Raw genomic sequence first — 11,883 nt, forward strand, 5'->3', positions numbered from 1 at the left:
CGCAAAACCGGCACCGCGATTCTGACTGTCAGAGCGTAGTGTCTGGTGTTGGGTCTGCTTCGCAGACCAGCGGGAGCAAGCTCCCTCGCCACAAGGATGATCATCGACCCCAAAAATAGGCTCCCCTGAGATATTTCTGTGAACACCCAACCCAGCACCTACTCCCCAGACACCGCCGTCCCCTCGGACAAACGCGTCTTCGGCGCCCGCGATCTGTTTTCCCTGTGGTTCTCCCTCGGCATCGGCCTGATGGTCCTGCAAGTCGGCGCCCTGCTCGCGCCGGGCCTGGGCCTGAGTGGTTCGTTGCTGGCGATTTTCCTCGGCACGCTGGTGGGCGTCCTGTTGCTGGCGGCGGTCGGGGTGATCGGCAGCGACACCGGTTTGTCGGCCATGGCCGCGCTCAAGCTCAGCCTCGGTAGCAAGGGCGCGAGCGTGCCGGCGGTGTTGAACCTGCTGCAGCTGATCGGCTGGGGCTCGTTCGAAATCATCGTCATGCGCGACGCGGCCAGCCTGCTCGGCGCCCGGGCCTTCAGCGAAGGCAGCCTGTGGACGAATCCCTTGCTGTGGACGCTGTTCTTCGGCGCCCTGGCGACCCTGCTCGCGGTCAGCGGGCCGTTGACGTTCGTGCGCAAGGTCCTGCGCAAGTGGGGCATCTGGCTGTTGCTGGCGGCGTGCAGTTGGCTGACCTGGAACCTGTTCGCCAAGGCTGACCTGGCGGCGTTGTGGGCCCAGGCGGGCGACGGCTCGATGCCGTTGGCGGTGGGGTTCGATATCGCCATTGCCATGCCGCTGTCGTGGCTGCCACTGATCGCCGACTATTCGCGGTTCGGCAAGCGCGCGAAGAATGTCTTCGGCGGCACGGCCCTGGGCTTCTTTATCGGTAACTTCTGGCTGATGAGCCTGGGCGTGGCCTACACCTTGGCGTTCGCGCCGAGTGGTGAAGTCAACGCGTTGCTGCTGGCCTTGGCGGGCGCCGGGTTGGGGATTCCGCTGTTGTTGATTCTGTTGGACGAATCGGAAAACGCCTTTGCCGACATTCATTCGGCGGCGGTGTCCAGCGGCATGCTGTCGGGGTTGAAGGTCGAGCACCTGGCGTTGGCGATTGGCGTGCTCTGCACCGTGATCGCCTGCTTCGCGCCGTTGGCGCAATACCAGAACTTCCTGTTGCTGATCGGTTCGGTGTTCGCGCCGCTGTTCGGCGTGGTGCTGGTGGATCACTTCATCCTGCGCAAGCGCGGCAGCCAGGTCGTGGCGGCGGCGTTGCGCTGGCCGGCGCTGCTGGCGTGGCTGGGCGGGATCAGCACCTATCACTTGCTGGCCAATTTCTACCCGGACATCGGTGCAACCCTGCCGTCGCTGATCCTGGCAGGGCTGCTGCAATTGCTGCTGGGCCGGGCCTTCAGCTACGGCCGGGAAACAGCTCGGGCTTGAGGATGCCGTTGAGGCGCGGGTAGGCGATCTTCAGTTCGACGTGGCCCAGGGCGTAAGGCGCAATGGTGCTCACTTCGTACTTGAGGATCACCCCGCCGTAGGTCAGCGCCACGTTCGGAGTCTTCTGGAACGACCACTGTTTCAGGAACTCAGGTTCCTGATCCAGCTTGGTGCTGATCAGCCAACTGTTGTGGGCCACCTGGGCGGCTTTCCAGAAGGCTTCTTCCTGGCCCGGCAGCAACATGTCCGACAGGGTCAGCACCTTGTGCTGCTGGCGCGAATAGTTGATGAAGCCACGCCCGGGGGTGCCGTGGGCGCCGCCGGTGTCCAGGTAGCTGGACAGTTCGATGATCACCAGGCCGTCATGCTGTTCGCGTACCTTGGCTTGCAAATAGCTGCTGGTGCGCGGCGCCGCGCTGCGCAAGAACTGCTCCCTATAGGCCGCCAATGTCGGCGCCACCGGAGCGCCCGGGGTGGCGCGGGTCAATTCCAGCAGGCGTTTTTCGACGATGCCGTCCAGGTTCGGCTCGGCGGGAAAGCGCAGCGTATCGATGTTCACCAAGGGGCAGTCGGCACTGGCGCAACCGGGTTGCAGTTGCTCGGAGGCATCGCGGGTGGTTTCCAGTGGCGTGCGGTAGTTGGGCTGGAACAGGCTTTGGCAAGCCCCGAGTGTGAGGGCAATGGCCGCCACGCAAGCAGTTTTGAAAAGCGACATGGGTGTCCTTCATGGAGCAGGGAAAGGCGAAAAGTTACCGGCTTCGACTGTCGGCAGGGCAATCAGTTCGCCACTAAGCTCATTAGAGTGACTTTAAGCGCAGCCGTCCATCCCGATGACCGGAAAGGGGCTGCATCAAAGGGTACGGGCGCGTTAGGATGGCGCGAAGCCGAGGTTGGAACCTCGTATTGATCGACTGCAAACGAGGATTGTCATGACCGATTTCGCCAACACCACTCCGAGCACCGTGGACATCATCAAGCGCGAGAGCTGCTTCAAGGGTTTCTACAAGCTCGACCGTGTGCACCTGCGCCATGAATTGTTCGCCGGCGGCATGAGCCGTGAAATCAGGCGTGAACTGTTCGTGCGCCATGATGCGGTGTGCGTGCTGCCCTATGACCCGCAACGCGATGAAGTGGTGCTTATCGAACAGTTTCGCGTCGGCGCCATGGACAAGACTTCGAATCCCTGGCTCGTAGAGCTGGTGGCTGGCTTGATCGACAAGGACGAGCAGCCCGAAGAAGTGGCTCATCGCGAAGCGCAGGAAGAGGCGGGACTGGCCTTCACGGCGTTGTGGCCGATGACCCGGTATTTCCCATCCCCCGGCGGCAGTGATGAATTCGTGCACCTGTACCTGGGACGTTGCAGCACCACCGGCGTAGGCGGGCTGCACGGCCTGGAAGAGGAAGCCGAGGACATCCGCGTCAAGGTCTGGGCCTTCGAAGATGCCCTGCAAGCGGTACGCGACGGCAAGATCTGCAACGCACCGAGCATCATCGCCCTGCAATGGCTGGCCTTGAATCGCGAGGAAGTGAGGGGGTTATGGTCCTGAGCAAACTGCGCGACCGTTATCGCGTCGACCTGGTGGGCTTGCAGGCCGCCTGCGAGGCCAACTACGCGCGGTTGATGCGTCTGTTGCCGGACATGCGCAACGACCCGGCGCCGCGGCGCATCGCCGTGACCCATGGCGACCAGATGCTGGGCGTGCTGGCCCTCGAAGTGCTGCAGACCTGCCCCTACACCACCACCTTGCAAGTGCGCCAGGAGCACAGCCTGCCGTGGCTGCCGGTGCCTCAGCTGGAAGTGCAGGTCTATCACGACGCGCGCATGGCCGAAGTCGTGAGCGCCGAACATGCGCGGCGCTTTCGCGGCATCTATCCTTATCCCAATGCGTCGATGCACCAGCCGGATGAAAAGGCCCAGTTGAACCTGTTCCTGGGCGAGTGGCTGAGTCATTGCCTGGCGCTGGGCCACGAGTTCGAATTCGTTCGCTAGCTTTACCGGTTGTGGGTTGTGAACCGGTTCCGGTTCGCGGGTTTCCCCTTTCGATCATCCCCAGCATAATTGCGGCTTCATGCAACGGCGTGATTGCGCCAGGGAGAGAGCGATTTGCCGAGCGTATCCAACCTGACCACCGCCGATGCGGCGTTGCTGGTCCAATTGTCCGACAGCCACTTGTACGCCGAGGCCGATGCTTCGTTGCTGGGCATGAACACCCGTGCCAGCTTGCAGGCGGTGATTGACCTGGTGCTCACGCAGCAGCCGGGCATCGACCTGGTGCTTGCCACCGGCGACCTGTCACAGGACGGCACGCTGGAGTCCTACGAGGCGTTTCGGCAACTGACCGCGCAAATCGGGGCGCCGGCGCGCTGGATTCCGGGCAACCATGACGAGCCGCAGGTGATGCTGGGGGCGGCGGTCCAGAGCACGCTGCTCGATCCGGTGGTGAACATTGGCAACTGGCGCGTGACGATGCTCGACTCCGCCGTGCCCGGATCGGTACCCGGTTTTTTGGCCGAGGAGCAGTTGATCCTGTTGGCCAACGCCTTGAGCGAGGCGCCGGAGCGGCATCATCTGGTGTGCCTGCATCATCATCCAGTTTCGATTGGGTGTGCGTGGATGGAGCCCATCGGGTTGCGTAATCCCGAGGCGTTGTTTGCCGTGCTGGATCGGTTTCCCCAGGTGCGGGCGGTGCTTTGGGGGCATGTGCATCAGGAGGTTGATCGGGTGCGCAATGGGGTGCGGTTGTTGGCTTCGCCTTCGACGTGTATTCAGTTCGAGCCGGGGAGCGAGGATTTTGCGGTGGGCTCGCAGGCGCCGGGGTATCGGTGGTTGCGGCTGTTGCCGGATGGGCGGTTGGAGACGGGGGTTGAGCGGGTGGTGGGGTTTGAGTTTACGCCTGACTATGGCTCGAACGGTTACTGAGTTTTCAGGGCTGTGAGACTTGTGAGCTGTGGGATCAAAGCTTGCTCGCGATGGCTGCCTCATAGTCGACCTGGATTTTCGGGGGCATATCCATTTCTGCGGTAACGGCTACTTAGGGTTCCGCCCTTACGGCGGCTCACTTTTTTTCAAGCGCCAAAAAAAGTAAGCAAAAAAGGCTGTGCCCCACCACTGGGCACCTCGCCTAGGCTCGGTGTGCCCTCACTCCGGTATTGCTCCGTGGGCCCGCCGCGAAGGGCCATCCATGGCCCAGCGCGGCTATCCCGGCCTCCATGCCGGGATGCCCACTACGCAATACCTGCGTACGGCCCTTGTGGTTAACGGGGCGTCTAAGATCAAAAGCCAAAGCCAAAGCCAAAGCCAAAGCCAAAGCCAACAAAGCACCTGTGGCGAGGGAGCTTGCTCCCGCTGGCCTGCGAGCAGGCCCAAAACCAAGCACCGCGTTCTGCCAGTGGAAGGGTGGTTGCTTGTTTGGGGCTACTGCGTAGCCCAGCGGGAGCAAGCTCCCTCGCCACAGGGTCATAGGGTGTTGTTCAAAACACCCCAATCCCCCTCGAACTCCCTGTAAACTCCGCCCTTTACCCAACACCCAGGGAGTCGGCAATGTCGGGTTCGATCCTTTATATCCATGGCTTCAACAGCGCCCCAGCCTCGACCAAGGCCCGTCAACTCATCGACGTGATGACCCGCCTGGGCCTGGGTGATCAGTTGCAAGTCCCCGCGCTGCACCATCACCCCCGCGAAGCCATGGCTCAGTTGGAGCAGGCGATTGCACAACTGGGGCGGCCGCTGCTGGTCGGCAGCTCGCTCGGCGGCTACTATGCGACTCACTTGGCCGAGCGCCACGGCCTCAAGGCGCTGTTGATCAACCCGGCCGTCAGCCCCCATCGGATGTTCGACGGATACCTGGGCACGCAGAAGAATTTGTACACCGGTGAAACCTGGGAGCTGACCCACGACCACGTCACGGCCCTGGCCGAGCTGCAGGTGCCGGCACCCCAGGACCCACAGCGGTTCCAGGTATGGTTGCAAACCGGGGACGAAACGCTGGATTATCGCCACGCCCAGCAGTATTACCGCGCTTGTGCCTTGCGCATCCAGGCCGGTGGCGACCACAGTTTCCAAGGGTTTGCGCAACGGATACCGGCACTGTTGAGTTTTGCCGGCATCGGCGCCGACCTGTACCAGGCGATCGATTTCACCTCGCTGTGAGCCATCGCCCCTTTTTATTTGAACACTGACGACGAGACCCCATGGCCACTCCCAGCGCTAGTTCTTATAACGCAGACGCCATCGAAGTCCTCTCGGGCCTCGACCCGGTGCGCAAGCGTCCCGGCATGTACACCGACACCAGTCGGCCGAACCACCTTGCCCAGGAAGTCATCGACAACAGTGTCGACGAAGCCTTGGCCGGGCATGCGAAGTCGGTGCAGGTCATCCTGCACGCCGATCACTCGCTGGAAGTCAGCGATGACGGTCGCGGCATGCCGGTGGACATTCACCCCGAAGAGGGCGTGTCGGGCGTCGAGTTGATCCTCACCAAGCTCCACGCCGGCGGCAAGTTTTCCAACAAGAACTACCAGTTCTCCGGCGGTCTGCACGGAGTGGGTATTTCCGTGGTCAACGCCTTGTCGACCCAGGTGCGGGTGCGGGTCAAGCGCGATGGCAACGAATACCAGATGACGTTTGCCGATGGCTACAAGGCCACCGAGCTGGAAGTGGTCGGCACCGTCGGCAAGCGCAACACCGGAACCAGCGTGTATTTCGCCCCGGACCCGAAGTATTTCGATTCGCCGAAGTTTTCCGTCAGCCGCCTCAAGCATGTGCTCAAGGCCAAGGCCGTGCTGTGCCCGGGGCTGTCGGTCAGTTTCGAGGACAAGGCCACCGGCGAGAAAGTCGAGTGGCATTACGAAGACGGCTTGCGCTCCTATCTGGTGGACGCGGTCAGCGGTTTCGAACGCCTGCCCGACGAGCCGTTCTGCGGCAGTCTGGCGGGTAACAAGGAAGCCGTCGATTGGGCGCTGTTGTGGCTGCCCGAAGGCGGCGAGAGCGTCCAGGAAAGCTACGTCAACCTGATCCCCACCGCCCAGGGCGGTACCCACGTCAACGGTTTGCGCCAAGGCCTGCTCGATGCCATGCGCGAGTTCTGCGAGTTCCGCAACCTGCTGCCGCGTGGCGTGAAGCTGGCGCCGGAGGACGTCTGGGAGCGGATCGCTTTCGTGCTGTCGATGAAGATGCAGGAGCCGCAGTTTTCCGGCCAGACCAAGGAACGCTTGTCGTCCCGTGAAGCGGCGGCGTTTGTCTCCGGTGTGGTCAAGGACGCCTTCAGCCTGTGGCTCAATGCCAACCCGGAAACCGGCCTGGCCCTGGCGGAGCTGGCGATCAGCAACGCCGGTCGTCGTCTCAAGGCCAGTAAGAAGGTCGAGCGCAAACGTATTACCCAAGGGCCGGCGTTGCCGGGCAAGCTCGCCGATTGCGCCGGGCAGGACCCGATGCGCTCCGAGCTGTTTCTGGTGGAAGGTGACTCCGCCGGTGGGTCGGCCAAGCAGGCGCGGGACAAGGAGTTCCAGGCGATCCTGCCGCTGCGGGGCAAGATCCTCAACACCTGGGAAGTGGACGGCAGCGAAGTGCTGGCCAGCCAGGAAGTGCACAACATCGCGGTGGCCATCGGGGTCGATCCGGGCGCCGAAGACATGAGCCAGCTGCGCTACGGCAAGATCTGCATCCTCGCCGACGCCGACTCCGACGGCCTGCACATCGCCACGTTGCTGTGCGCATTGTTCGTCCAGCACTTCCGCGCCCTGGTGGATGCCGGGCACGTTTATGTCGCGATGCCGCCGCTGTACCGTATCGACCTGGGCAAGGAGATCTACTACGCCCTGGACGAAGCCGAGCGTGATGGCATTCTCGATCGCCTGGTGGCCGAGAAGAAGCGCGGCAAGCCGCAGGTCACCCGATTCAAAGGCCTGGGCGAGATGAATCCGCCGCAACTGCGCGAGACCACCATGGACCCCAACACTCGGCGCCTAGTGCAGTTGACCCTGGACGATTTCGCCGCGACGTCGGAAATGATGGACATGCTGTTGGCGAAAAAACGCGCCGGCGACCGCAAGACCTGGCTCGAATCCAAGGGTGACCTGGCCGAGGTCCTGGCCTGATGCGCCGTGGCTTCGCCCTGGCGCTGACGCTGTGGGCGGGGATGGTTGTCGCCGGACCCGCACCGGAACTCAAGTTGTTGTCCGAGCATGTCGTCGATGGCATGCGCGGTGGCAACTTGTCCGGGCTGGCGTTGTGCGGCGGCGAAATGTGGACAGTCTCCGACCGCGACGACGACCGGATCTACCGCCTCGAACCCTCCAGTGCAACGCTCTGGCAAGCCCAGGTGCTGAACATCGAGGTGCCGCCGGTGCCGGCCAGCGGTTTGCCCTGGGGCTTGAGCGCAAGGACTTGGGCGGCGTCGTTCCTGCGCGGCGGTGAGCTGGATTTCGAAGGTATCAGCTGTGACAGCGCGGGCAATCGCTACGTGGTCAGCGAGTCCCATGCCGCCGTGTTGCAGGTGCCGCCGTCGGGCCCCGCATCCTGGCTGAAGATCGCCCCCGCCATGATCCGTGAGGCCCGGGCCAGTGGCATGTTGCTGCATTTCAACGCTTTGTTCGAAGGCTTGGCGGTCAACGCCGAGGGGGACCAGTTGTGGTTGGCGGGCGAGCGCGAACGTCGTGGCCTGCTGCGGATCAAGCGTCAGCAAACGGTGTGGGACTGTGAAGGTAGTTGCGTGTTGCTGAGCGAAGCGGGGCTGGAGATGCAGCCGGCGCAGTTCCCCAAGGCCAAGGCCGTATCGCGGGATTTCGCCGATCTGTCATTGTTTGACGGCAAGCTGTTTACCCTGGAGCGCAATGCCTATCAGATCTGCCGGCGTGACCCGCAGACGGCGAAGGTGGAACGTTGCTGGTCGTTCGCCGCTGAAGCCTTGCAGGATGAGCGCCGCTATTCCCAGGCCTATGGGCTGGCCGAGGCGCTGGTGGTCGACGCCGAAGGCGCCTGGATCGGCCTGGACAACAATGACGAGCCGCGGGCCGATGGCGAAGCGCGACCGATCATTTGGCGCTTTGCTGCGCCGGAGGGTGGCTGGAGCGCCGCGCCATGAACCGGCCAACGTTACTTGAACTTGAATTTACCCAGCGCGACGGCACTGTGCCTGCGCGCCAGACAATGAACTGATGAGGCCCGCATGAGCGACATTCTTGCAGACAGCTTGGACGGCGTGGAGCGCCGATCGCTGGCTGACTTCACCGAAAATGCCTACCTCAATTACTCCATGTACGTGATCATGGACCGCGCCTTGCCGCACATCGGCGACGGCTTGAAGCCGGTCCAGCGGCGAATCGTCTATGCCATGAGTGAGCTGGGGCTGGACGCCGACTCCAAGCACAAGAAATCGGCGCGTACCGTCGGTGACGTGCTCGGCAAGTTCCACCCCCATGGCGACTCGGCCTGTTATGAAGCCATGGTGCTGATGGCGCAGCCGTTCAGCTATCGCTACACGCTGGTGGACGGGCAGGGCAACTGGGGTGCGCCGGACGATCCGAAGTCCTTCGCGGCCATGCGCTACACCGAGGCGCGGCTGTCGCGCTATTCCGAAGTGCTGCTCAGTGAATTGGGCCAGGGCACGGCGGACTGGGGGCCGAACTTCGACGGCACCCTCGACGAGCCCCTGGTGTTGCCGGCACGTTTGCCGAACATCCTCCTCAACGGCACCACTGGCATCGCCGTGGGCATGGCCACCGACGTGCCGCCCCACAACCTGCGGGAAGTGGCGAGCGCCTGCGTGCGCTTGCTCGACGAGCCGAAAGCCACGGTGGAGCAGCTTTGCGAGCACATCCAGGGCCCGGACTATCCAACCGAGGCGGAAATCATCACGCCGCGTGCCGACCTGCTGAAGATCTACGAGACCGGGCGCGGTTCGGTGCGCATGCGCGCCGTGTACCACATCGAGGACGGCGACATCATCGTCACGGCCCTGCCGCATCAGGTCTCCGGCGCCAAGGTGCTGGAGCAGATTGCTGCGATGATGCAGGCAAAACCGTCGAAAGCACCGCAAGTCGCCGACTTGCGCGATGAGTCCGACCACGAGAACCCCTGCCGTATCGTGATCATCCCGGTCAACAGCCGGGTTGACCACGAAGCCTTGATGCAGCACCTGTTCGCCACCACCGATCTTGAATCCAGCTACCGGGTCAACATCAACATCATCGGCCTGGACGGCAAGCCGCAGCTGAAAAACCTGCGGGCGCTGCTGGTGGAATGGCTAGAGTTCCGGGTGAAGACGGTGCGTCGACGCCTGCAATTCCGCCTGGACAAGGTCGAGCGTCGCCTGCACCTGTTGGACGGCTTGCTGATCGCCTACCTCAACCTCGATGAAGTGATCCACATCATCCGCACCGAGGAGCAGCCCAAGGCCAGCCTGATTGCCCGCTTCGCCCTGAGCGAAATCCAGGCCGACTACATCCTCGACACCCGCTTGCGGCAATTGGCGCGGCTCGAAGAAATGAAACTGCGTGCCGAGCAGGATGAATTGCTCAAGGAGCAGGCCAAGCTGCAAGCCCTGCTGGGCAGCGAAGCCAAGCTCAAGAAGCTGGTGCGCAGCGAACTGCTCAAGGATGCCGAAACCTACGGTGACGACCGTCGTTCGCCTATCGTCGAGCGTGCCGAAGCCAAGGCCCTGAGCGAACACGATCTGCTGCCGAACGAGAAAGTGACCGTTGTCCTGTCGGAAAAAGGCTGGGTGCGCTCCGCCAAGGGGCACGACATCGATGCCGCGGGGCTTTCCTACAAGGCCGGGGACGGTTTCAAGGCGTTGGCGGCCGGGCGTTCCAACCAGTTTGCGGTGTTCGTCGACTCCACCGGGCGCAGTTACTCGGTGCCGGCCCACACCCTGCCGTCGGCGCGCGGCCAGGGCGAACCGCTGACCGGTCGTTTAACGCCTCCTCCGGGTGCAACTTTTGAATGCGTGCTGATGCCTGATGATGACGGGCTGTACGTTATTGCGTCGGACGCCGGTTATGGGTTCGTCGTCAAGGGTGAAGACCTGCAAGCCAAGAACAAGGCGGGCAAGGCGCTGTTGAGCCTGCCTAATAATGCCAAGGTCATCGCGCCGCGCCCGGTGGCCGATCGCGAAAACAACTGGTTGGCCTCGGTGACCACCGAGGGACGGCTGCTGGTGTTCAAGATCAGCGACCTGCCGCAGTTGGGTAAAGGCAAGGGTAACAAGATCATCGGGATTCCCGGCGAACGGGTGGCCAGCCGTGAGGAATATGTCACGGATATTGCAGTGTTGCCGGAAGGCGCCACGCTTGTGCTGCAGGCTGGCAAGCGTACGCTGTCGTTGAAGGCAGACGATCTTGAGCATTACAAGGGTGAACGCGGTCGGCGGGGCAACAAGCTTCCGAGGGGTTTCCAACGGGTGGATGCACTGCTCGTCGAAAACCTGAACTAGGCGTGCTAGAGGCTTCGGTTTGCGATTAAATGCCGCAGGCCGACGCTTTCGCGCTGGAGTCGGAGCGCATATTCACGGATGATAGGCCCTTTCAAGCGCCGGCGTGGCCGAGCGTTCTTCATAATGACCGAGTATTTTTCACTGTGGTAAGCCTTGTGGCTGCTACCTGGATGGAACGATGACTGCTCTGCGCCTTCCTATTTTGTGGTTTGCCGGCCTGCTTGGCCTGGCGGGTTGCAGCCTTAACCAGCCGGTGTCGTTGTATCAACTCGACAGCGGTACACCGGCTCAGCCTGCGCAAAGCGCGGGCATGGCCGTATTGCTGGGGCCGGTGTCGATCGCCGACTACCTGCAACGCGAAACCTTGTTGCAACGTCAACCGGACGGCAGCTTGCAGGCCGCCACCGACGGTCGCTGGGCTGGCAGCCTGTCTTCGGACATCGACCAGTTGCTGTTGCGCCAGGTCGCCGGCAACCTGGACAGCCAGCGCGTTGTACTGGCGCCCGCCACCGAGGGCTTCACGCCGGATGTTCAGGTGCTGTTGTCGATCACTCGCCTGGACTCGGGCAAGGCGCAGCCGGCGGTACTCGATGCCCAGTGGCGGCTGATCGATCGTCGCGGCAAAGTGCGGGAAAACCGGATCGTTCATCTGCAAGAACAACACACTGGCAGCACCGCTGCGCAGGTCCAGGCCCAAGGTGTCCTGTTGCAGCGCCTGGCCGAGCAGTTGTCGGTGGCGCTCAAGCCTCTGGCCAACCAGCCGCCTGTCGCAGAAGCCCCACGCAAGCCTGCTCCTGCGCCGGCCAAGCCGGTCGAAAAGGACAAGGACAAGATCCCCATGGCCCTGCCGATTCGCACGGACATGGAAGTGTTCAGGTTCTGATGGTTGAATTGGATGCAAAGCAAAGCCCGCGTTGATGCGGGCTTTGTTGTTTCTGGCTGTTGGTCTTTGCTGCCTGGGCTGGCCTCATCGCGAGCAGGCTCGCTCCCACAGGGGGCGTATGAACACAGATCCCTTGTG

Annotated in this window: 10 protein-coding genes; 9 read left to right on the forward strand and 1 reads right to left on the reverse strand. The window is 62.7% G+C overall.

The genetic code is table 11. From position 1 onward, the window contains the following. Nucleotides 1-138: 138 nt before the first annotated feature. Nucleotides 139-1,431: a putative hydroxymethylpyrimidine transporter CytX gene (gene cytX / locus ACODSJ_RS22075; protein ID WP_489103762.1), complete on the forward strand. Its 1,293-nt coding sequence runs from the start codon at nucleotides 139-141 to the stop codon at nucleotides 1,429-1,431. Here the strand turns inward: cytX and ACODSJ_RS22080 are convergent. Next, a complete protein-coding gene (locus ACODSJ_RS22080) occupies nucleotides 1,400-2,146 on the reverse strand; it encodes a DUF3298 domain-containing protein (protein WP_489103763.1) in 747 nt (248 codons plus the stop codon). The two genes, cytX and ACODSJ_RS22080, sit on opposite strands and share 32 nt — an antisense overlap. Before the next feature lie 214 nt (nucleotides 2,147-2,360). On the opposite strand from ACODSJ_RS22080, the gene ACODSJ_RS22085 reads away from it, so the two are divergent. From ACODSJ_RS22085 to ACODSJ_RS22120, 8 genes are all read left to right on the forward strand, one after another. Next, entirely contained in the window at nucleotides 2,361-2,978 is a 618-nt protein-coding gene (locus ACODSJ_RS22085; RefSeq protein ID WP_489103764.1) for an NUDIX domain-containing protein, read from the forward strand. Continuing rightward, complete coding sequence (locus ACODSJ_RS22090) at nucleotides 2,969-3,421, forward strand: DUF1249 domain-containing protein (RefSeq protein WP_489103765.1); 453 nt, start codon at nucleotides 2,969-2,971, stop codon at nucleotides 3,419-3,421. Before ACODSJ_RS22085 ends, ACODSJ_RS22090 begins: the two co-directional genes overlap by 10 nt. Before the next feature lie 114 nt (nucleotides 3,422-3,535). After that, nucleotides 3,536-4,351 carry a 3',5'-cyclic-AMP phosphodiesterase gene (gene cpdA / locus ACODSJ_RS22095; RefSeq protein WP_489103766.1) on the forward strand — a complete coding sequence of 272 codons (816 nt, stop codon included), beginning with the start codon at nucleotides 3,536-3,538 and terminating at the stop codon, nucleotides 4,349-4,351. Nucleotides 4,352-4,972: 621 nt separating this feature from the next. Then, on the forward strand, nucleotides 4,973-5,581 hold the full coding sequence (locus tag ACODSJ_RS22100) for a YqiA/YcfP family alpha/beta fold hydrolase (protein ID WP_489103767.1): 609 nt from the start codon (nucleotides 4,973-4,975) through the stop codon (nucleotides 5,579-5,581). 41 nt (nucleotides 5,582-5,622) lie between these two features. After that, nucleotides 5,623-7,527: a DNA topoisomerase IV subunit B gene (parE, locus tag ACODSJ_RS22105; protein ID WP_489103768.1), complete on the forward strand. Its 1,905-nt coding sequence runs from the start codon at nucleotides 5,623-5,625 to the stop codon at nucleotides 7,525-7,527. Beyond that, nucleotides 7,527-8,513 carry an esterase-like activity of phytase family protein gene (locus ACODSJ_RS22110; RefSeq protein WP_489103769.1) on the forward strand — a complete coding sequence of 329 codons (987 nt, stop codon included), beginning with the start codon at nucleotides 7,527-7,529 and terminating at the stop codon, nucleotides 8,511-8,513. The genes parE and ACODSJ_RS22110 overlap by 1 nt, the downstream gene beginning before the upstream one ends. Before the next feature lie 84 nt (nucleotides 8,514-8,597). Continuing rightward, nucleotides 8,598-10,862: a DNA topoisomerase IV subunit A gene (gene parC, locus ACODSJ_RS22115; protein WP_489103770.1), complete on the forward strand. Its 2,265-nt coding sequence runs from the start codon at nucleotides 8,598-8,600 to the stop codon at nucleotides 10,860-10,862. Between the two features lie 178 nt (nucleotides 10,863-11,040). Continuing rightward, complete coding sequence (locus ACODSJ_RS22120) at nucleotides 11,041-11,745, forward strand: PqiC family protein (protein ID WP_489103771.1); 705 nt, start codon at nucleotides 11,041-11,043, stop codon at nucleotides 11,743-11,745. Nucleotides 11,746-11,883 lie beyond the last annotated feature (138 nt).

The organism is Pseudomonas sp. FG6, assembly GCF_057809015.1.

What these genes read in the sequence shown, in the direction of transcription:
- ACODSJ_RS22110 (WP_489103769.1), top strand. Translation starts at nt 7,527, where the DNA reads ATGCGCCGTGGCTTCGCCCTGGCGCTGACGCTGTGGGCGGGGATGGTT.
- ACODSJ_RS22085 (WP_489103764.1), top strand. Translation starts at nt 2,361, where the DNA reads ATGACCGATTTCGCCAACACCACTCCGAGCACCGTGGACATCATCAAG.
- ACODSJ_RS22080 (WP_489103763.1), bottom strand. Translation starts at nt 2,146, where the DNA reads ATGTCGCTTTTCAAAACTGCTTGCGTGGCGGCCATTGCCCTCACACTC.
- ACODSJ_RS22100 (WP_489103767.1), top strand. Translation starts at nt 4,973, where the DNA reads ATGTCGGGTTCGATCCTTTATATCCATGGCTTCAACAGCGCCCCAGCC.
- parC (WP_489103770.1), top strand. Translation starts at nt 8,598, where the DNA reads ATGAGCGACATTCTTGCAGACAGCTTGGACGGCGTGGAGCGCCGATCG.
- parE (WP_489103768.1), top strand. Translation starts at nt 5,623, where the DNA reads ATGGCCACTCCCAGCGCTAGTTCTTATAACGCAGACGCCATCGAAGTC.
- ACODSJ_RS22090 (WP_489103765.1), top strand. Translation starts at nt 2,969, where the DNA reads ATGGTCCTGAGCAAACTGCGCGACCGTTATCGCGTCGACCTGGTGGGC.
- ACODSJ_RS22120 (WP_489103771.1), top strand. Translation starts at nt 11,041, where the DNA reads ATGACTGCTCTGCGCCTTCCTATTTTGTGGTTTGCCGGCCTGCTTGGC.